Origin of the sequence: Rahnella selenatireducens (assembly GCF_046449555.1) — a bacterium.
In the GTDB taxonomy this organism is placed as follows: domain Bacteria; phylum Pseudomonadota; class Gammaproteobacteria; order Enterobacterales; family Enterobacteriaceae; genus Rahnella; species Rahnella selenatireducens.
The window spans coordinates 1-16385 of the sequence record NZ_JBKEZJ010000030.1 but is presented as its reverse complement, the minus strand read 5'-3'; the positions used below and the strand labels follow the sequence as shown (position 1 = coordinate 16385).

General features: G+C 48.5%; 32 protein-coding genes. 1 reads left to right on the top strand and 31 read right to left on the bottom strand.

Annotated features, from left to right (window positions below; genetic code table 11):
- Position 1: 1 nt before the first annotated feature.
- From ACLBVC_RS24200 to rpsJ, 29 genes are all read right to left on the bottom strand, one after another.
- Positions 2 to 370: a DnaJ family domain-containing protein gene (locus ACLBVC_RS24200; RefSeq protein WP_410151721.1), complete on the bottom strand. Its 369-nt coding sequence runs from the start codon at positions 368 to 370 to the stop codon at positions 2 to 4.
- Between the two features lie 162 nt (positions 371 to 532).
- Complete coding sequence (rplQ, locus tag ACLBVC_RS24195; protein ID WP_034793661.1) at positions 533 to 922, bottom strand: 50S ribosomal protein L17; 390 nt, start codon at positions 920 to 922, stop codon at positions 533 to 535.
- Between the two features lie 40 nt (positions 923 to 962).
- A complete protein-coding gene (locus ACLBVC_RS24190; RefSeq protein WP_002919219.1) occupies positions 963 to 1952 on the bottom strand; it encodes a DNA-directed RNA polymerase subunit alpha in 990 nt (329 codons plus the stop codon).
- Positions 1953 to 1977: 25 nt separating this feature from the next.
- Positions 1978 to 2598: a 30S ribosomal protein S4 gene (gene rpsD / locus ACLBVC_RS24185; RefSeq protein ID WP_095923750.1), complete on the bottom strand. Its 621-nt coding sequence runs from the start codon at positions 2596 to 2598 to the stop codon at positions 1978 to 1980.
- A 32-nt stretch (positions 2599 to 2630) separates the two neighbouring features.
- On the bottom strand, positions 2631 to 3020 hold the full coding sequence (gene rpsK / locus ACLBVC_RS24180) for a 30S ribosomal protein S11 (protein WP_004929731.1): 390 nt from the start codon (positions 3018 to 3020) through the stop codon (positions 2631 to 2633).
- Between the two features lie 17 nt (positions 3021 to 3037).
- Positions 3038 to 3394 carry a 30S ribosomal protein S13 gene (rpsM, locus tag ACLBVC_RS24175; protein WP_013573704.1) on the bottom strand — a complete coding sequence of 119 codons (357 nt, stop codon included), beginning with the start codon at positions 3392 to 3394 and terminating at the stop codon, positions 3038 to 3040.
- A 149-nt stretch (positions 3395 to 3543) separates the two neighbouring features.
- On the bottom strand, positions 3544 to 3660 hold the full coding sequence (gene rpmJ, locus ACLBVC_RS24170) for a 50S ribosomal protein L36 (protein ID WP_012768118.1): 117 nt from the start codon (positions 3658 to 3660) through the stop codon (positions 3544 to 3546).
- Between the two features lie 33 nt (positions 3661 to 3693).
- Positions 3694 to 5025 (bottom strand): preprotein translocase subunit SecY, encoded by a 1332-nt coding sequence (gene secY / locus ACLBVC_RS24165; RefSeq protein WP_034793668.1) that lies wholly within the window; start codon positions 5023 to 5025, stop codon positions 3694 to 3696.
- Positions 5026 to 5032: 7 nt separating this feature from the next.
- On the bottom strand, positions 5033 to 5467 hold the full coding sequence (gene rplO / locus ACLBVC_RS24160) for a 50S ribosomal protein L15 (RefSeq protein ID WP_013573702.1): 435 nt from the start codon (positions 5465 to 5467) through the stop codon (positions 5033 to 5035).
- A 3-nt stretch (positions 5468 to 5470) separates the two neighbouring features.
- A complete protein-coding gene (gene rpmD, locus ACLBVC_RS24155) occupies positions 5471 to 5650 on the bottom strand; it encodes a 50S ribosomal protein L30 (protein ID WP_101080134.1) in 180 nt (59 codons plus the stop codon).
- A 6-nt stretch (positions 5651 to 5656) separates the two neighbouring features.
- Entirely contained in the window at positions 5657 to 6157 is a 501-nt protein-coding gene (gene rpsE, locus ACLBVC_RS24150; protein WP_101080135.1) for a 30S ribosomal protein S5, read from the bottom strand.
- 14 nt (positions 6158 to 6171) lie between these two features.
- Entirely contained in the window at positions 6172 to 6525 is a 354-nt protein-coding gene (gene rplR, locus ACLBVC_RS24145) for a 50S ribosomal protein L18 (RefSeq protein WP_013573699.1), read from the bottom strand.
- A 9-nt stretch (positions 6526 to 6534) separates the two neighbouring features.
- The gene (rplF, locus tag ACLBVC_RS24140; RefSeq protein ID WP_013573698.1) at positions 6535 to 7068 is read right to left on the bottom strand and encodes a 50S ribosomal protein L6; all 534 of its coding nucleotides are present in this window, start codon (positions 7066 to 7068) and stop codon (positions 6535 to 6537) included.
- Between the two features lie 13 nt (positions 7069 to 7081).
- Positions 7082 to 7474: a 30S ribosomal protein S8 gene (gene rpsH / locus ACLBVC_RS24135; RefSeq protein WP_104923581.1), complete on the bottom strand. Its 393-nt coding sequence runs from the start codon at positions 7472 to 7474 to the stop codon at positions 7082 to 7084.
- 33 nt (positions 7475 to 7507) lie between these two features.
- Positions 7508 to 7813, bottom strand: coding sequence for a 30S ribosomal protein S14 (gene rpsN / locus ACLBVC_RS24130; RefSeq protein WP_013573696.1), 306 nt, complete (start codon positions 7811 to 7813; stop codon positions 7508 to 7510).
- A gap of 13 nt (positions 7814 to 7826) precedes the next feature.
- On the bottom strand, positions 7827 to 8366 hold the full coding sequence (gene rplE / locus ACLBVC_RS24125) for a 50S ribosomal protein L5 (protein ID WP_013573695.1): 540 nt from the start codon (positions 8364 to 8366) through the stop codon (positions 7827 to 7829).
- A gap of 14 nt (positions 8367 to 8380) precedes the next feature.
- The gene (gene rplX / locus ACLBVC_RS24120; RefSeq protein ID WP_410151720.1) at positions 8381 to 8695 is read right to left on the bottom strand and encodes a 50S ribosomal protein L24; all 315 of its coding nucleotides are present in this window, start codon (positions 8693 to 8695) and stop codon (positions 8381 to 8383) included.
- Positions 8696 to 8705: 10 nt separating this feature from the next.
- On the bottom strand, positions 8706 to 9077 hold the full coding sequence (gene rplN, locus ACLBVC_RS24115) for a 50S ribosomal protein L14 (RefSeq protein ID WP_008457164.1): 372 nt from the start codon (positions 9075 to 9077) through the stop codon (positions 8706 to 8708).
- A gap of 170 nt (positions 9078 to 9247) precedes the next feature.
- Positions 9248 to 9502, bottom strand: a complete 255-nt coding sequence (gene rpsQ / locus ACLBVC_RS24110; protein WP_014333604.1) for a 30S ribosomal protein S17 — start codon at positions 9500 to 9502, stop codon at positions 9248 to 9250.
- Positions 9502 to 9693 carry a 50S ribosomal protein L29 gene (rpmC, locus tag ACLBVC_RS24105; protein ID WP_013573692.1) on the bottom strand — a complete coding sequence of 64 codons (192 nt, stop codon included), beginning with the start codon at positions 9691 to 9693 and terminating at the stop codon, positions 9502 to 9504. Before rpmC ends, rpsQ begins: the two co-directional genes overlap by 1 nt.
- Positions 9693 to 10103, bottom strand: coding sequence for a 50S ribosomal protein L16 (gene rplP / locus ACLBVC_RS24100; protein ID WP_009639183.1), 411 nt, complete (start codon positions 10101 to 10103; stop codon positions 9693 to 9695). Before rplP ends, rpmC begins: the two co-directional genes overlap by 1 nt.
- A 12-nt stretch (positions 10104 to 10115) precedes the next feature.
- The gene (rpsC, locus tag ACLBVC_RS24095; RefSeq protein ID WP_004956187.1) at positions 10116 to 10814 is read right to left on the bottom strand and encodes a 30S ribosomal protein S3; all 699 of its coding nucleotides are present in this window, start codon (positions 10812 to 10814) and stop codon (positions 10116 to 10118) included.
- Positions 10815 to 10831: 17 nt separating this feature from the next.
- Positions 10832 to 11164: a 50S ribosomal protein L22 gene (gene rplV, locus ACLBVC_RS24090; RefSeq protein WP_004391423.1), complete on the bottom strand. Its 333-nt coding sequence runs from the start codon at positions 11162 to 11164 to the stop codon at positions 10832 to 10834.
- A 14-nt stretch (positions 11165 to 11178) separates the two neighbouring features.
- Positions 11179 to 11457, bottom strand: coding sequence for a 30S ribosomal protein S19 (gene rpsS / locus ACLBVC_RS24085; RefSeq protein WP_004929772.1), 279 nt, complete (start codon positions 11455 to 11457; stop codon positions 11179 to 11181).
- Between the two features lie 14 nt (positions 11458 to 11471).
- Positions 11472 to 12296, bottom strand: coding sequence for a 50S ribosomal protein L2 (gene rplB / locus ACLBVC_RS24080; RefSeq protein ID WP_152327227.1), 825 nt, complete (start codon positions 12294 to 12296; stop codon positions 11472 to 11474).
- A gap of 18 nt (positions 12297 to 12314) precedes the next feature.
- A complete protein-coding gene (gene rplW / locus ACLBVC_RS24075) occupies positions 12315 to 12617 on the bottom strand; it encodes a 50S ribosomal protein L23 (RefSeq protein WP_013573689.1) in 303 nt (100 codons plus the stop codon).
- Entirely contained in the window at positions 12614 to 13219 is a 606-nt protein-coding gene (gene rplD / locus ACLBVC_RS24070) for a 50S ribosomal protein L4 (RefSeq protein ID WP_013573688.1), read from the bottom strand. The genes rplW and rplD overlap by 4 nt, the downstream gene beginning before the upstream one ends.
- A 16-nt stretch (positions 13220 to 13235) precedes the next feature.
- Positions 13236 to 13865: a 50S ribosomal protein L3 gene (gene rplC, locus ACLBVC_RS24065; RefSeq protein ID WP_013573687.1), complete on the bottom strand. Its 630-nt coding sequence runs from the start codon at positions 13863 to 13865 to the stop codon at positions 13236 to 13238.
- A gap of 33 nt (positions 13866 to 13898) precedes the next feature.
- A complete protein-coding gene (rpsJ, locus tag ACLBVC_RS24060; protein ID WP_009639175.1) occupies positions 13899 to 14210 on the bottom strand; it encodes a 30S ribosomal protein S10 in 312 nt (103 codons plus the stop codon).
- A gap of 529 nt (positions 14211 to 14739) precedes the next feature.
- Here rpsJ and ACLBVC_RS24055 point away from each other — a divergent pair.
- The gene (locus ACLBVC_RS24055) at positions 14740 to 15471 is read left to right on the top strand and encodes a prepilin peptidase (RefSeq protein WP_410151719.1); all 732 of its coding nucleotides are present in this window, start codon (positions 14740 to 14742) and stop codon (positions 15469 to 15471) included.
- Between the two features lie 18 nt (positions 15472 to 15489).
- On the opposite strand, the gene bfr is transcribed toward ACLBVC_RS24055, so the two are convergent.
- Together bfr and bfd are read right to left on the bottom strand one after the other, a co-directional pair.
- Complete coding sequence (bfr, locus tag ACLBVC_RS24050; RefSeq protein WP_101080138.1) at positions 15490 to 15969, bottom strand: bacterioferritin; 480 nt, start codon at positions 15967 to 15969, stop codon at positions 15490 to 15492.
- Between the two features lie 85 nt (positions 15970 to 16054).
- Positions 16055 to 16249, bottom strand: coding sequence for a bacterioferritin-associated ferredoxin (gene bfd / locus ACLBVC_RS24045; RefSeq protein WP_410151718.1), 195 nt, complete (start codon positions 16247 to 16249; stop codon positions 16055 to 16057).
- Positions 16250 to 16385 lie beyond the last annotated feature (136 nt).

Below are 16385 nucleotides of genomic sequence, written 5' to 3'. Positions count from 1 at the left end.
TTCACTCACCTCTAAATTTATCCTTTAGCGCATCTTTATAGCGCTCATTAAGAAAATCGATATTCATTCCCGCTTGCTGCAAACGCAGTTGGAGAACTTTGAGACGCTTTTCAACAACTGAAAACTGAGGATCATCTCGCCTTAGAACATTAAGCATATGATCTAATTCGATCGCTTCTTTTCGGTCCTGTAACTCAGGAGGCAAATAACCTGCGTTTTTAAGAATACGATAAGCGGTTCTTAGCTCTTCAGGAATGCCGCTGTCATCATCGAGTATAAGAGGTCGGCCAGCACCCGGAAGATTATCAAACTCACCATTTTCCCGGGCCTCTTTAATGTGTTTTTCAACCCACTGGTCGATCAGAAACATGATTTTGCCTCAACCAAACGGTTAGCTCACAACTTTAAGGTAGCATATCGCGGAAAGAGGAGAAATTCTGGATGAATGGTGCAAGAGGTGATGAAATTTAAAGCATCAAAATTTAGACGTAAAAAAACCGGGCAGAGCCCGGCTTTTTCATGCATCTACAGATTATTCAGCAGTTGCTACTTCTGCTTGTGACTCTGCACGATCAACGAGCTCGATGTAAGCCATCGGCGCATTGTCGCCTGCACGGAAACCACACTTCAGAATGCGAGTGTAACCACCGGCACGGCTCGCGAAACGCGGGCCCAGTTCATTAAACAGTTTTGCCACGATCTCGTTATCACGAGTACGGGCGAATGCCAGACGACGATTTGCAACGTTGTCGGTCTTGGCAAGAGTAATCAGCGGCTCAACAACGCGACGCAGCTCTTTCGCTTTCGGCAGGGTCGTCTTGATTATTTCATGACGAACCAAAGAGCCGGCCATGTTACGGAACATAGCCTGTCGGTGGCTGCTGTTACGGTTCAGTTGACGACCACTCTTACGATGGCGCATGACCTTATCCTTCTCAGTAAAACCTTAACCTGTGATCCGGTTACTCGTCAGCAATACTTGCTGGTGGCCAGTTTTCCAGGCGCATGCCCAGAGACAAACCACGGGACGCAAGTACGTCTTTGATCTCAGTAAGAGATTTTTTACCCAGGTTAGGTGTTTTAAGTAACTCAACCTCGGTACGCTGTACCAGATCACCGATGTAGTGGATTGCTTCTGCCTTAAGGCAGTTAGCAGAGCGGACAGTCAATTCCAGATCGTCAACAGGGCGCAGCAGGATTGGATCGAATTCCGGCTTCTCTTCTTTGACTTCCGGTTGACGTACATCACGTAAATCAACGAAAGCTTCAAGTTGTTCAGCAAGAATGGTTGCCGCACGACGGATCGCCTCTTCAGGATCGATCGTACCGTTGGTTTCCATTTCGATAACCAGCTTGTCCAAATCAGTACGCTGTTCTACACGCGCGGCTTCAACATTGTAGGCAATTCGCTCTACAGGGCTGTAGCATGCGTCTACTAACAGACGACCAATTGGGCGCTCATCTTCTTCCGAATGAATTCGGGCAGACGCCGGCACATAACCACGACCGCGCTGAACTTTGATACGCATGCTAATAGCAGCGTTCTCATCGGTCAGGTGGCAGATGACATGTTGCGGCTTGACGATTTCGACATCACCATCATGGGTAATGTCGGCTGCAGTCACAGGGCCAATGCCAGACTTATTCAGGGTAAGAATAACTTCATCTTTCCCTTGAACTCTCACCGCCAGCCCTTTCAGGTTGAGCAGGATCTCCAGGATATCTTCCTGTACGCCTTCTTTGGTGCTGTACTCATGCAGTACACCATCAATCTCAACCTCGGTCACCGCGCAACCCGGCATGGATGAAAGCAGAATACGGCGCAGTGCATTGCCTAAAGTATGGCCAAAGCCACGTTCTAAAGGCTCAAGGGTCACCTTGGCGTGCGTCGAACTGACTTGCTCGATATCTACCAGGCGCGGTTTTAGAAACTCTGTCACAGAACCCTGCATTGTGTCCTCTCTTTGGTACTAAGCTTTACTTGGAGTAAAGCTCGACGATCAGGTGTTCGTTAATGTCGGAAGACAGATCAGTACGTTCAGGCATACGCTTGAACACACCTTCCATCTTAGCAGCATCAACTTCAAGCCAAGTCGGCTTTTCACGCTGTTCAGCCAACTCCAAAGCGGCCTTCACGCGAGATTGCTTTTTAGCTTTCTCACGGATGCTGACAACGTCATTCGGAGATACCTGATAAGAAGCGATGTTAACAACGCGACCGTTTACCATGATAGCTTTATGGCTAACTAACTGGCGCGATTCCGCACGAGTAGCGCCGAAGCCCATACGATAAACAACGTTGTCCAAACGACCTTCAAGCAGTTGCAACAGGTTTGCACCGGTGTTGCCTTTCAGGCGTGCTGCTTCTTTGTAATAGTTACGGAACTGGCGCTCCAGAACACCGTAAATACGGCGAACTTTTTGCTTTTCACGTAACTGTACACCGTAGTCAGACAGACGCGGTTTACGCGCACCATGCTGACCAGGAGCTTGTTCAATTTTACACTTGGTATCGATCGCGCGAACGCCAGATTTAAGGAATAAATCTGTGCCCTCACGACGGCTAAGCTTGAGCTTAGGACCCAAATATCTTGCCATTTTCTCTCTCCAACAAACCTAAAAAAGCAGCGTTATACGCGGCGCTTTTTCGGCGGACGACAACCGTTATGAGGGATAGGAGTCACATCAGTAATATTAGTGATGCGGAAACCAGCCGCGTTTAATGCGCGGATAGTAGACTCACGACCAGGACCAGGTCCTTTAACCATAACTTCCAGATTCTTGATACCGTATTCTTTCACTGCGTCAGCGCAGCGCTCTGCTGCAACCTGAGCTGCGAACGGAGTGGATTTACGAGAACCACGGAAACCGGAACCACCAGCTGTTGCCCAACCCAAAGCATTACCCTGACGATCGGTAATGGTAACAATGGTGTTGTTGAAAGAAGCATGGATATGAGCCACGCCGTCAGAGACTTGTTTTCTTACACGTTTACGTGTACGAACAGGTGCCTTTGCCATTTATTCAATCACCCCGATTATTTCTTGATCGGTTTACGCGGACCCTTACGGGTACGTGCGTTAGTCTTGGTACGCTGACCGCGTACTGGAAGACCACGACGATGACGCAAACCACGATAAGTCCCAAGGTCCATAAGACGCTTGATGCTCAGGGTGACTTCACGACGTAGATCACCTTCAACAATGAACTTGGCAACTTCGTCACGCAGTTTTTCGATTTGCTCTTCAGACAGCTCACTGATCTTAACATTTTCAGCAATACCTGATGCAGCACAGATAGACTGTGAGCGGGTTTTGCCGATACCGTAGATCGAAGTTAATGCGATCACGGTATGTTTCTGATCAGGAATGTTAATGCCTGCTATACGGGCCACTATGCACTCCTACTATTTTATATACGGCAATACCATTCTGAAAAGCCCGTTTTCAGGATACTCAAATAGTATTGCTGCTTACATACAAAAGATTGGCTGGCTAATCTAGCCAGCTCAACCCAACTTTGCAAGAAAAATATGCGAGATAATCAGCCTTGACGCTGTTTATGCTTCGGTTCTGCGCTGCAGATTACGCGAACGATACCGTTACGCTTAACAATTTTGCAGTTACGACATAATTTCTTGACGGAAGCACGAACTTTCATTTTTACTCTCCGTAACTTCGCAAACGCACCAGATTAGCGGTTATAGCCTTTCAGGTTTGCTTTCTTCAATGCAGACTCGTACTGACTTGACATCATCAGAGTTTGCACTTGAGCCATAAAGTCCATAATGACAACGACTACGATTAGTAGCGAAGTACCACCAAAGTAGAATGGAACTTTCATCGCGTCACGCATGAACTCCGGGATAAGGCAGATGAAAGTAATATACATCGCACCGATTAAGGTTAAGCGAGTCATTACTTTATCGATGTACTTCGCCGTTTGCTCTCCCGGACGAATTCCTGGTACAAATGCACCGGACTTCTTCAGGTTATCTGCTGTCTCACGCGGGTTGAACACCAACGCAGTATAAAAGAAACAGAAGAAGATGATTGCAGTCGCATAGAGTAACACATAAAGCGGTTGTCCAGGCTGCAAATACAGCGAAATCGTAGTCAGCCAGTTCCAACCAGTTCCGCCCCCGAACCATGATGCTATCGTGGCAGGGAACAGAATAATGCTGGAAGCGAAGATTGCTGGGATAACCCCGGCCATGTTCACTTTCAACGGTAAGTGCGTGCTCTGTGCTGCATAGACACGACGACCTTGCTGACGCTTGGCGTAGTTAACGACGATACGACGTTGACCACGTTCTACAAACACAACAAAGAAAGTCACTGCAAACACTAAAACTGCAACCAACAGCAACAGGAGGAAGTGCAGGTCGCCTTGCCGAGCTTGTTCGATAGTATGGGCAACTGCTGGCGGAAGACCCGCTACAATACCGGCAAAAATAATGATCGAAATACCGTTGCCGATACCACGTTCAGTAATTTGTTCACCCAGCCACATCAGGAACATTGTCCCGGTAACCAGACTCACAACAGCCGTAAAGTAGAATGCGAAGCCTGGATTTAACACCAGGCCCTGCATACCAGGCATGTTCGGCAAACCGGTAGCAATACCGATAGACTGAAACACCGCCAATACCAGCGTACCGTAACGGGTGTACTGGCTAATCTTACGACGGCCAGCCTCCCCTTCTTTCTTAATTTCCGCTAACGCTGGATGAACCACCGTTAACAACTGGATAATGATCGATGCCGAAATGTACGGCATGATCCCCAGAGCAAAGATTGAAGCACGGCTGAGAGCACCACCAGAGAACATGTTGAACATTTCAATGATGGTGCCTCTTTGCTGCTCGAGCAATTTGGCAAGTACAGTGGCATCAATACCAGGGATCGGAATAAAAGAGCCGATACGGAAAACAATCAGCGCACCGATAACAAACAAAAGTCTGCGCTTCAGTTCGCCTAGTCCACCCTTGGCACTTTGAAAATCTAATCCCGGTTGCTTAGCCATCTGCTACTTATTCCTCAATTTTACCGCCAGCAGCTTCGATAGCAACACGAGCGCCTTTGGTGACACGCAAACCACGCAGAGTTACCGCACGACCAACTTCGCCTGAAAGGATTACTTTCGCGAACTCGATCTGGATACCAACTACGTTAGCGGCTTTCAGCGCGTTCAGGTCGATCACGTCGCCTTCCACCAGAGCCAGCTCAGACAGACGAACTTCTGCCGTGATCATAGCTTTGCGGGAGGTGAAGCCGAATTTCGGCAAACGACGATATAAAGGCATCTGACCACCTTCAAAACCGCGACGTACGCCACCGCCAGAACGTGAGTTCTGACCTTTGTGACCACGACCACCGGTTTTACCCAGGCCAGAACCAATACCACGACCTACACGCCTTGGCGCTTGTTTGGCACCATCAGCCGGAGACAGAGTATTTAAACGCATCTCTTACTCCTCAACCTTAACCATGTAGGAAACCAGGTTGATCATACCGCGTACAGCAGGAGTATCCTCGCGCTCTACGGTGTGACCAATACGACGCAGACCCAGACCAACCAGAGTAGCTTTATGCTTAGGCAGGCGGCCAATTGAACTGCGAGTTTGTGTAACTTTAATAGTCTTTGCCATGGTTAATTACCCCAGAATTTCTTCAACGGATTTACCACGCTTGGCAGCGACCATTTGTGGGGATTTCATATTTGCCAGAGCATCGATAGTTGCACGAACCACGTTAATCGGGTTTGTAGAACCATAAGCCTTAGCCAATACGTTATGTACCCCTGCAACTTCCAGGACGGCGCGCATTGCACCACCGGCGATGATACCGGTACCTTCGGAAGCCGGCTGCATGAACACACGGGAACCCGTATGAGCACCTTTAACAGGATGCTGCAGGGTGCCGCTATTCAGCGCGACATTCAACATGTTGCGACGGGCTTTTTCCATCGCTTTCTGGATCGCTGCCGGAACTTCGCGTGCTTTGCCGTAGCCAAAACCAACGCGACCGTTACCATCACCAACTACTGTCAGTGCGGTAAAGCTGAAGATACGGCCACCTTTTACGGTTTTAGATACGCGGTTTACCGCGATCAGCTTTTCCTGCAGTTCGCCAGCTTGTTTTTCGATGTGAGCCATCTTAAACCTCTTCCTTAGAACTGAAGGCCAGCTTCACGGGCAGCATCTGCCAGTGCCTGGACTCGACCATGATATTGGAAACCGGAACGGTCAAAGGATACTTTAGTGATCCCTTTTTCCAATGCGCGTTCTGCGATAGCTTTACCTACAGCAGTGGCAGCATCTTTGTTGCCGGTATACTTCAGTTGCTCAGTGATAGTTTTTTCTACAGTAGATGCAGCAACTATGACTTCAGAACCGTTTGGTGCGATGACCTGTGCGTAAATATGACGCGGGGTACGATGTACCACCAGACGAGTCGCACCCAATTCTTTGAGCTTGCGGCGTGCGCGGGTCGCACGACGGATACGAGCAGATTTCTTATCCATAGTGTTACCTTACTTCTTCTTAGCCTCTTTGGTACGCACGACTTCGTCGGCGTAACGGACACCCTTGCCTTTATAAGGCTCAGGACGACGGTAGGCACGTAAATCCGCAGCAACCTGACCGATTACCTGCTTATCAGCGCCTTTCAGCACGATTTCAGTTTGGGTCGGACATTCTGCAGTAATGCCTTCCGGCAGTTGATGATCGACCGGGTGAGAGAAGCCTAAGGCTAAATTCACCACGTTGCCTTTAACAGCAGCACGATAACCAACACCTACCAGTTGAAGCTTTTTAGTGAAGCCGTCGGTAACACCTACAACCATAGAGTTTAACAGTGCACGTGTGGTACCCGCTTGGGCCCAACCGTCTACAGCGCCTTCGCGTGGAGCGAAAGTCAGTGTATTTTCTTCCTGTTTAACAACTACAGCGTCATGGATAGTACGTGACAGCTCGCCGTTTTTACCCTTAATCGAAATAACCTGACCGTTGAGTTTAACCTCTACGCCGGCAGGAATGACGACGGGTGCTTTTGCAACACGAGACATTCTTTCCTCCCAATTAAGCTACGTAGCAGATAATCTCGCCACCAAGACCAGCCTGGCGAGCTGCACGATCGGTCATAACACCTTTAGAGGTAGAAATAACAGCAATACCCATACCAGCCATAACTTTAGGCAGCTCATCTTTTTTCTTGTAGATGCGCAGGCCTGGACGGCTGATACGTTGAATGCTTTCTACCACTGGGCTTCCCTGGAAGTACTTCAGTACTAATTCCAGTTCAGGTTTGGCGTCGCCTTCGATTTTAAATTCTTCAATATAGCCTTCTTCCTTCAGCACGTTGGCAATAGCCACTTTCAGCTTGGAGGAAGGCATGGTGACCGCAACTTTGTTCGCGGCTTGACCGTTACGGATACGGGTCAGCATATCCGCGATCGGATCTTGCATGCTCATCTGTCTTTACTCCCGTGATTCAATTGGTGACAATTACCAGCTAGCCTTTTTAAGACCCGGAATTTCACCGCGCATAGCGGCTTCACGGACCTTAATACGGCTCAACCCGAACTTCCGCAGGAAAGCATGCGGACGACCAGTTTGACGGCAGCGGTTACGCTGACGAGACGGGCTGGAATCACGCGGCAGAGACTGCAGCTTAAGAACAGCATCCCAACGATCTTCGTCGGATGAGTTCACACCAGAGATAATAGCTTTCAATTCCTCGCGTTTAGCGCGGTATTTATCAGCCAGTTTTACGCGAACGACTTCGCGTGCTTTCATGGATTGCTTAGCCATTAGTAACCCTGCCTTACTTGCGGAACGGGAAGTTAAAGGCTGTCAGCAATGCACGGCCTTCATCATCGGATTTCGCAGTAGTGGTGATAGTAATATCTAAACCACGAACGCGATCGACTTTATCATAATCGATTTCCGGGAAGATGATCTGTTCACGCACGCCCATGCTGTAGTTACCACGACCATCGAAAGACTTAGCAGACAAGCCGCGGAAGTCACGAATACGTGGAACAGCAATAGAGACCAGACGCTCAAAGAACTCCCACATGCGTTCGCCGCGGAGGGTTACTTTACAGCCGATCGGATAGCCCTGACGGATTTTGAAGCCTGCAACTGATTTGCGTGCTTTGGTGATCAGCGGTTTTTGACCGGAGATTGCTGCCAGGTCTGCTGCTGCGTTATCCAGCAGTTTCTTGTCAGCGATCGCTTCACCAACACCCATGTTCAGGGTGATCTTCTCGACCCGAGGGACTTGCATGACAGAATTGTAACCAAACTCAGCCATGAGTTTTTTTACGACATCGTCTTTGTAGTAATCATGCAGTTTCGCCATCGTACTACTCCAAATTACTTGATAGTTACGCTGTTAGACTTGAAGAAACGGACTTTTTTGCCGTCTTCGAATCTAAAGCCTACACGGTCCGCCTTGCCAGTAGCCGTGTTGAAGAGAGCAACGTTAGAAACCGGAATTGCAGATTCTTTTTCAACGATGCCACCTGGTTGATTCAGAGCCGGTACAGGCTTCTGATGTTTTTTAACCAGGTTGATACCTTCAACAATGACCTTGCCAGAAGACAGGACATTTTTTACTTTACCGCGCTTACCTTTATCTTTACCGGTAAGCAGGATAACTTCGTCATCACGACGGATTTTCGCTGCCATGGTTCGCTCCTTAGAGTACTTCTGGTGCCAGAGAGATAATTTTCATGAACTTCTCATTACGCAGTTCACGAGTTACCGGCCCAAAAATACGCGTGCCGATTGGCTGCTCGCTGTTATTGTTTAAAATAACGCATGCATTACCATCGAAGCGAATGACAGAACCGTCCGGGCGACGAACACCCTTCTTGGTGCGCACCACTACCGCCTTCAGCACATCGCCTTTCTTCACCTTACCGCGAGGAATTGCTTCCTTGATGGTAATTTTGATGATGTCGCCGACGCCTGCGTAGCGACGGTGCGAGCCACCTAGAACCTTGATACACATTACGCGACGTGCACCGGAGTTGTCGGCCACGGTCAGCATAGTCTGTTCTTGGATCATGTTAGTGCTCCGCTAATGTCAACTACAACTTTAGGACCCAGGATAGGTCGTTAAGAAATCCCCACAATATGAGGGCGCGGCATTATAACACCGGTTCCCGATTATGGGTAGAAAAAATAAACGGCCCACGTACATGAGCCGTTTATCTATTTTTGAGAGGCGCTACTGTATTACAGAATCGCTTTCTCTACAACGCGAACCAAGGTCCAAGACTTAGTCTTAGACAGTGGACGGCATTCGCTGATTTCTACAACGTCGCCGATACCACATTCATTGTTCTCGTCATGTACGTGCAATTTAGTCGTACGCTTGATGAATTTACCGTAGATCGGGTGTTTCACCACACGCTCAATCGCAACAACGATGGATTTCTCCATTTTGTCACTGATTACACGACCTTGCAGAGTACGGATCTTGTCAGTCATTACGCACCCGCCTTTTCAGTCAGTAAAGTCTTCACACGTGCAACATCACGACGCACTTGTTTCAACAGGTGTGTTTGCTGCAACTGGCCACTTGCCGTTTGCATGCGCAGGTTAAACTGCTCACGCAAAAGGTTCAGCAGTTCAGTGTTCAGCTCTTCCACGCTTTTTTCGCGCAGCTCTTGTGCTTTCATTACATCACCGTCTTAGTTACAAAGGTGGTTTTGATAGGCAGTTTGGCTGCTGCCAGCTGGAAGGCTTCACGAGCCAGCTCTTCAGGCACACCGTCCATTTCGTACAGGACTTTACCAGGCTGAATCAAAGCAACCCAATACTCAACGTTGCCTTTACCTTTACCCATACGAACTTCGAGCGGTTTCTCGGTGATCGGTTTGTCCGGGAATACTCGGATCCAGATCTTACCTTGACGCTTAACTGCACGGGTCATCGCACGACGTGCTGCTTCAATTTGACGAGCAGTCAGACGACCACGGCCAACAGCTTTCAGACCGTAAGTGCCGAAGCTCACATCCGTACCTTGCGCAAGACCACGGTTGCGGCCCTTGTGCACCTTACGGAATTTTGTACGCTTTGGTTGTAACATCAGCGACTCTCCTTACTTGCGGCCTTTACGCTGCTGCTTTTTAGGTTGAGCAGCCGGTTCCGGTTGTTCAACTGCAGCCATACCACCCAGGATCTCACCTTTGAAGATCCATACCTTAACGCCGATTACACCATAAGTGGTGTGCGCTTCAGATGTGTTGTAATCGATATCCGCACGCAGAGTATGCAACGGAACACGACCTTCACGGTACCATTCGGTACGCGCGATTTCAGCACCGCCAAGGCGGCCGCTTACTTCAACTTTGATACCTTTAGCGCCAAGACGCATTGCGTTCTGTACAGCACGCTTCATAGCACGACGGAACATAACGCGACGTTCCAGCTGTGAAGTGATGCTGTCAGCAACCAATTTTGCGTCCAGTTCCGGTTTACGGACTTCGGCGATGTTAATCTGCGCAGGAACGCCAGCGATATCCGCTACGACCTTACGCAGTTTTTCGACATCTTCACCTTTCTTGCCGATAACGATGCCAGGACGAGCGGTGTGAATAGTCACACGGATGCTCTTCGCTGGGCGCTCGATAACGATGCGAGAAACGGAAGCTTTCGCCAGTTCTTTAGTCAAGAATTGGCGAACTTTAAAGTCGCTGTCCAGGTTGTCAGCGAATTCTTTGGTATTCGCATACCAAGTAGAGTTCCAAGGTTTGACAATACCCAGGCGAATACCATTAGGATGTACTTTCTGACCCATTGCTAGTCTCCAGAGTCTCAGCGATCGGACACAACCACAGTGATGTGGCTGGTGCGCTTCAGAATGCGATCTGCACGACCTTTTGCACGAGGCATAATGCGCTTCATGCTTGGGCCTTCGTCTACGAAAATCTTCGTGACTTTCAGATCATCGATGTCAGCGCCATCGTTGTGTTCTGCGTTAGCAATGGCAGACTCCAGTACCTTCTTAACCAGACCAGCAGCTTTCTTGTTGGTGTAGGCCAGAGTTTCCAGAGCTTGCGACACTTTCTTACCGCGAATCAGGTCCGCAACAAGGCGAACCTTCTGAGCAGAAGAACGAGCGTGGCGATGTTTAGCGATAGTTTCCATCTCTTCCTCCTACCTTAGCGCTTTTTAGCTTTTTTATCAGCCGCATGGCCGCGATAAGTACGAGTCGGCGCGAATTCACCCAGTTTGTGACCGACCATTTCATCGGAAACAAATACTGGTACGTGCTGACGACCATTATGGACAGCGATGGTCAAACCGATCATGTTAGGAAAGATCGTTGAACGACGGGACCAAGTGCGCAAAGGCTTCTTGTCACCGCTTTCCACCGCTTTCTCTACCTTCTTCAGCAAGTGCAGGTCAATAAAAGGACCTTTCTTGAGAGAACGTGGCATGGCTTATCCTCTAATTATTTTTTGCTACGGCGACGTACAATGAATTTATCAGTACGCTTGTTGCTACGGGTCTTCTTACCTTTGGTTTGAACGCCCCACGGAGTTACCGGGTGCTTACCAAAGTTACGACCTTCACCACCACCGTGTGGGTGATCGACTGGGTTCATCGCAGTACCGCGAACGGTAGGACGAATACCACGCCAACGTGCAGCACCTGCTTTACCCAGAACGCGAAGCATATGTTCAGAGTTACCGACTTCACCTAAGGTGGCGCGGCAATCAACTTGAACTTTACGCATTTCGCCAGAGCGCAGACGCAGAGTTACGTAGGAACCGTCACGAGCAACGATCTGAACGTAGGCACCGGCTGAGCGAGCCATCTGGCCGCCTTTACCTGGTTTCATTTCTACGTTGTGGACCGTTGAACCTACTGGGATGTTGCGCATAGGCAGGGCGTTACCTGTCTTGATTGCAGCATCAACGCCAGATTGGATCTGGTCACCCACTTTCAGGCCTTTCGGCGCCAGGATATAACGGCGTTCGCCGTCTTTGTACAGAACCAGCGCGATGTTCGCGGAACGGTTCGGATCGTACTCCAGACGCTCAACCACTGCAGCGATACCATCTTTGTTGCGTTTGAAGTCAACCAGACGATAATGCTGCTTGTGGCCACCACCGATATGACGGGTGGTGATACGGCCATTGTTGTTACGGCCACCGCTTTTGCTCAGTTTTTCAAGCAGCGGGGCAAAAGGTTTACCCTTGTGCAGCTCAGGGTTAACCACTTTAACAACGTGGCGACGACCCGGAGATGTAGGTTTACATTTAACAATTGCCATTGTTCTTACTCCTCCGACTTACTCAGCGCCGCTGATGAAGTCCAGATTCTGGCCTTCTTTCAGGGTGACGTAAGCTTTTTTCCAGTCGCTACGACGACCAACACGCTGACCGTGACGTTTAACTTTGCCTTTAACCAGCAAGGTGTTCACATCTTCGACTTCGACTTCAAACAGTTTCGAAACCGCAGCTTTGATTTCTGCTTTAGTCGCGTCTTTGGCAACTTTGAGAACGATGGTGTTGTTCTTTTCCATCGCAGTAGAAGCTTTTTCAGAAACGTGCGGCGCGCGCAGCACTTTCAGCAGACGTTCTTCACGAATCATGCCAGCATCTCCTCAACTTGCTTCACAGCGTCAGCAGTCATAACCACTTTGTCGAAGGCGATCAGGCTTACTGGATCGATACCTGCTACGTCGCGAACGTCAACCTTGTACAGGTTACGAGCGGCCAGGAACAGATTCTCGTCGACTTCGCCAGTTACAATCAGCACGTCTTCCAGAGCCATGTCTTTCAGTTTCTGTGCCAGCAGCTTAGTTTTAGGCGCTTCTACAGAGAACGTCTCGACAACGATCAAACGATCTTGACGTACCAGTTCGGACAGGATGCTTTTCAGCGCGCCGCGGTACATCTTTTTATTTACTTTTTGACTGTGGTCCTGTGGCTTTGCAGCGAAGGTTACACCACCGGAACGCCAGATCGGGCTCTTTACAGAACCTGAACGCGCACGGCCAGTACCTTTCTGACGCCAAGGTTTTTTACCGGAACCAGTTACTTCAGCACGGGTCTTCTGAGCACGAGTACCTTGACGGGCACCTGCTGCATACGCAACAACGACCTGGTGTACCAGCGCTTCATTGAAATCACGCCCGAAGGTAGTTTCGGAAACAGTCAGCGCGCTCTGCGCGTCTTTCACTACTAATTCCATTCCTATCTCCTCGACGTTAAGCCTTAACAGCAGGTTTAACGATCAGGTTGCCACCGGTAGCACCCGGAACAGCACCCTTGACCAGCAGCAGGTTGCGCTCAGCGTCAACACGTACTACGTCCAGGCTTTGAACGGTTACACGCTCGTTACCCAGTTGGCCTGCCATTTTCTTGCCTTTGAACACTTTGCCCGGAGTCTGGTTCTGACCGATAGAACCCGGAACACGGTGAGACAAGGAGTTACCGTGAGTAGCGTCTTGGGTACGGAAATTCCAGCGCTTAACTGTGCCAGCAAAACCTTTACCTTTAGAAGTACCGGTAACATCAACTTTCTTAACGTCTGCGAAAATTTCAACGCTAATGTTCTGACCTGCAGTGAACTCTTCACCTTCTGCAAGGCGGAATTCCCACAGACCGCGGCCAGCTTCTACGCCAGCTTTAGCGAAGTGACCCGCTTCTGGTTTGGTTACACGGTTAGCTTTTTTGCTACCAGTAGTAACCTGCACAGCACGGTAACCATCGTTGTCCAGATCTTTGACCTGAGTAACGCGGTTTGCTTCAATTTCGATAACGGTTACAGGGATTGAAACGCCATCTTCTGTGAAGATACGAGTCATACCCACTTTCTTACCGACTAAACCAATCATTGTTTCAACCTCTCAATCGCTCAATGACCCTGATTAACCCAGGCTGATCTGCACGTCTACACCAGCAGCCAGATCCAGACGCATCAGAGCATCAACGGTTTTCTCGGTTGGCTCAACGATGTCAACCAGACGCTTGTGAGTGCGAATCTCATACTGATCGCGCGCATCTTTATTGACGTGCGGAGAAATCAGAATGGTAAAGCGCTCTTTGCGGGTCGGCAGCGGGATTGGACCACGAACTTGCGCACCAGTGCGCTTCGCGGTCTCAACGATTTCCGCAGTTGATTGATCGATCAGACGATGATCAAACGCTTTCAGGCGGATACGGATTCTTTGGTTCTGCATGAGACCAGAGCTCCAATTATTTTAAACGTAAATGATTACTCCTCATACCCATTTCGATTGATGGGAGAGTGTAATCGTTCTTAACATAACCCCCATATCGGGAGTATTGTCGACCGACAAGTAAACTTATCGGCCAGCTGATTCTAATCGAACCAGACCTACCAAGATTAGGTAAGCCCGCGCATTATACGTAAACAAGGAGAATAAGCAACAAGCATTACCAAATGAACTGCTTTTATTTTGCACTACCGTCAACGTTTACGTTACCTGCCTCGTCAGATGTTCCATCTCTTGATGCATACGTTGGCTGTATTACAACTGAATGAAATATCAGCATCCTGTTTTGGTCTTTATTAATCATGAATTCGGTAGTCCATCGAACCTTCAGGTGCCAATATCATCCGTCACAAAAGCGTTATGGTTTTAGCTTGTTTCTGGGAGGTATTCTCTGCAAGGTTTATTTTTTTCTGAAGACCAATTCTCGGGAGTTGCTCACTGTGCGGCTGTTCTCACCGGCTTAATTGCCGGTGTGTTGCTTAACGCCGTAGTCGCCCGATTTATCCTGCTGTACACGTCAGACTCGCCATCTTCTCCTAAGATTCCTTTTGCTCGGCCCGATACATCATATTCAGGTTGCGCTTATGAACCCGAGTTATTCCTAAAACTTCCATTAGCCCGGCAGAGGATTGTTCGTGAATCCGGTTCCCCTTACCATGACCAGTTTTCGCCCCGTTCCCTGGTTATCGTCGGGATTTCCACGCTCTTGTTTTCAGGAATGTCATTCCTCTTCCATAACCCAGTTTCCTGGCTAATCGCTTGCCTGTTTATGTGGTTTCTTTTAGCGTTGAGTGTGATCGACTATTTCACTTTCATTTTACCGAATGCCTTAACGCAGCCATTACTCTGGTTTGGCCTGCTGATAAGTACCTTGGGTTATGGTGTGCCCGTTGAGTCGGCTATTTTTGGCGCAGCTTCAGGCTATCTCTCTCTTTGGTTTCTGTATTGGTGTTTAATGATTTTAATTAAGAAAGAGGGGATAGGATTCGGTGATTTCAAACTGCTGGCGGCGATAGGCGCCTGGTCAGGCTGGGAAGCATTACCTGCTGTATGTACGCTGGCGGCATTAATCGGAATTTTTTATGCAGTGATGTGGGGACGGTTTTTTCGGCATGATGGTTTAATTCCTTTTGGCCCTGCCCTTTCACTATCTGGACTTCTTATCTACATCAGCCAGAGGAGTGGAGTTGTCTGGCTGATGTAATCAGTACTGTCTTACTGCTTATTGAGATGCTTCTTTTAGCTGCGACTGGATGTAGTTTTGCAATCCAATACGACCAATTAATTCGATCTCAGTTTCGAGCCAATCAATATGGTGCTCTTCATCTGCAAGGATAGTGATCATTAAATCACGGCTGACATAATCATGGACTGAATCAGCGTAAGCAATCCCTTCTCTCAGGTCTTTGGCCCCATCGAGTTCAAGTACTAAATCTGACTTCAGCATCTCCTCAACATCTTCGCCAATGTTGAGCTTTCCGAGATCTTGCAGGTTTGGGATGCCTTCGAGGAAAAGTATGCGTTCAATGTAAATATCGGCATGTTTCATTTCGTCGATAGACTCATGATACTCGATACCATTCAGGCGCATTAAGCCCCAGTTTTTGAACATCCTGGCGTGCAGAAAATACTGGTTAATTGCAACCAGTTCATTTCCTAGAAGTTTGTTGAGATGAGCAATGACTTTTTTATCGCCTTTCATAGGTAACTCCTCCGTTCCGGTATCTAAAGCGTAGATCCGGTACAGAGTAAGTCAAAAAAAAGGCACACTTTTTAACGAAGTATTTTTACGCGATGTTTTTGAACTCAGGAATTTGCTGTAATTCATCTTCCATTATTTGTCGTGCAGCCCGCACACATTTCCCACATTGCGTTCCTACCGGAAGAAAATTTCTAAGCTGTTGAAACGTTTGTGGCTGGTAGCGCCTGACGGCCTGTCTGATCGTTTTATCACTGACTGAATTACATAAACACACGTACATATAAACCACACTTCGTCTAAATCTTACGCTAACTGTAAATGAGAATGGTTATTATTGCAAATATTGTTTATGCACTTCCCTCATAAAATTTCGGCGATAAAAAAGGGTGCCGAAGCACCCTTTTTTTGCTCTTAAT

Coding starts and splice junctions, on each gene's coding strand:
- ACLBVC_RS24200 (WP_410151721.1), bottom strand. CDS start 370: ATGTTTCTGATCGACCAGTGGGTTGAAAAACACATTAAAGAGGCCCGG.
- rplQ (WP_034793661.1), bottom strand. CDS start 922: ATGCGCCATCGTAAGAGTGGTCGTCAACTGAACCGTAACAGCAGCCAC.
- ACLBVC_RS24190 (WP_002919219.1), bottom strand. CDS start 1,952: ATGCAGGGTTCTGTGACAGAGTTTCTAAAACCGCGCCTGGTAGATATC.
- rpsD (WP_095923750.1), bottom strand. CDS start 2,598: ATGGCAAGATATTTGGGTCCTAAGCTCAAGCTTAGCCGTCGTGAGGGC.
- rpsK (WP_004929731.1), bottom strand. CDS start 3,020: ATGGCAAAGGCACCTGTTCGTACACGTAAACGTGTAAGAAAACAAGTC.
- rpmJ (WP_012768118.1), bottom strand. CDS start 3,660: ATGAAAGTTCGTGCTTCCGTCAAGAAATTATGTCGTAACTGCAAAATT.
- secY (WP_034793668.1), bottom strand. CDS start 5,025: ATGGCTAAGCAACCGGGATTAGATTTTCAAAGTGCCAAGGGTGGACTA.
- rplO (WP_013573702.1), bottom strand. CDS start 5,467: ATGCGTTTAAATACTCTGTCTCCGGCTGATGGTGCCAAACAAGCGCCA.
- rpmD (WP_101080134.1), bottom strand. CDS start 5,650: ATGGCAAAGACTATTAAAGTTACACAAACTCGCAGTTCAATTGGCCGC.
- rpsE (WP_101080135.1), bottom strand. CDS start 6,157: ATGGCTCACATCGAAAAACAAGCTGGCGAACTGCAGGAAAAGCTGATC.
- rplR (WP_013573699.1), bottom strand. CDS start 6,525: ATGGATAAGAAATCTGCTCGTATCCGTCGTGCGACCCGCGCACGCCGC.
- rplF (WP_013573698.1), bottom strand. CDS start 7,068: ATGTCTCGTGTTGCAAAAGCACCCGTCGTCATTCCTGCCGGCGTAGAG.
- rpsH (WP_104923581.1), bottom strand. CDS start 7,474: ATGAGCATGCAAGATCCGATCGCGGATATGCTGACCCGTATCCGTAAC.
- rpsN (WP_013573696.1), bottom strand. CDS start 7,813: ATGGCTAAGCAATCCATGAAAGCACGCGAAGTCGTTCGCGTAAAACTG.
- rplE (WP_013573695.1), bottom strand. CDS start 8,366: ATGGCGAAACTGCATGATTACTACAAAGACGATGTCGTAAAAAAACTC.
- rplX (WP_410151720.1), bottom strand. CDS start 8,695: ATGGCAGCGAAAATCCGTCGTGATGACGAAGTTATCCTGCTTACCGGT.
- rplN (WP_008457164.1), bottom strand. CDS start 9,077: ATGATCCAAGAACAGACTATGCTGACCGTGGCCGACAACTCCGGTGCA.
- rpsQ (WP_014333604.1), bottom strand. CDS start 9,502: ATGACTGACAAGATCCGTACTCTGCAAGGTCGTGTAATCAGTGACAAA.
- rpmC (WP_013573692.1), bottom strand. CDS start 9,693: ATGAAAGCACAAGAGCTGCGCGAAAAAAGCGTGGAAGAGCTGAACACT.
- rplP (WP_009639183.1), bottom strand. CDS start 10,103: ATGTTACAACCAAAGCGTACAAAATTCCGTAAGGTGCACAAGGGCCGC.
- rpsC (WP_004956187.1), bottom strand. CDS start 10,814: ATGGGTCAGAAAGTACATCCTAATGGTATTCGCCTGGGTATTGTCAAA.
- rplV (WP_004391423.1), bottom strand. CDS start 11,164: ATGGAAACTATCGCTAAACATCGCCACGCTCGTTCTTCTGCTCAGAAG.
- rpsS (WP_004929772.1), bottom strand. CDS start 11,457: ATGCCACGTTCTCTCAAGAAAGGTCCTTTTATTGACCTGCACTTGCTG.
- rplB (WP_152327227.1), bottom strand. CDS start 12,296: ATGGCAATTGTTAAATGTAAACCTACATCTCCGGGTCGTCGCCACGTT.
- rplW (WP_013573689.1), bottom strand. CDS start 12,617: ATGATTCGTGAAGAACGTCTGCTGAAAGTGCTGCGCGCGCCGCACGTT.
- rplD (WP_013573688.1), bottom strand. CDS start 13,219: ATGGAATTAGTAGTGAAAGACGCGCAGAGCGCGCTGACTGTTTCCGAA.
- rplC (WP_013573687.1), bottom strand. CDS start 13,865: ATGATTGGTTTAGTCGGTAAGAAAGTGGGTATGACTCGTATCTTCACA.
- rpsJ (WP_009639175.1), bottom strand. CDS start 14,210: ATGCAGAACCAAAGAATCCGTATCCGCCTGAAAGCGTTTGATCATCGT.
- bfr (WP_101080138.1), bottom strand. CDS start 15,969: ATGAAAGGCGATAAAAAAGTCATTGCTCATCTCAACAAACTTCTAGGA.
- bfd (WP_410151718.1), bottom strand. CDS start 16,249: ATGTACGTGTGTTTATGTAATTCAGTCAGTGATAAAACGATCAGACAG.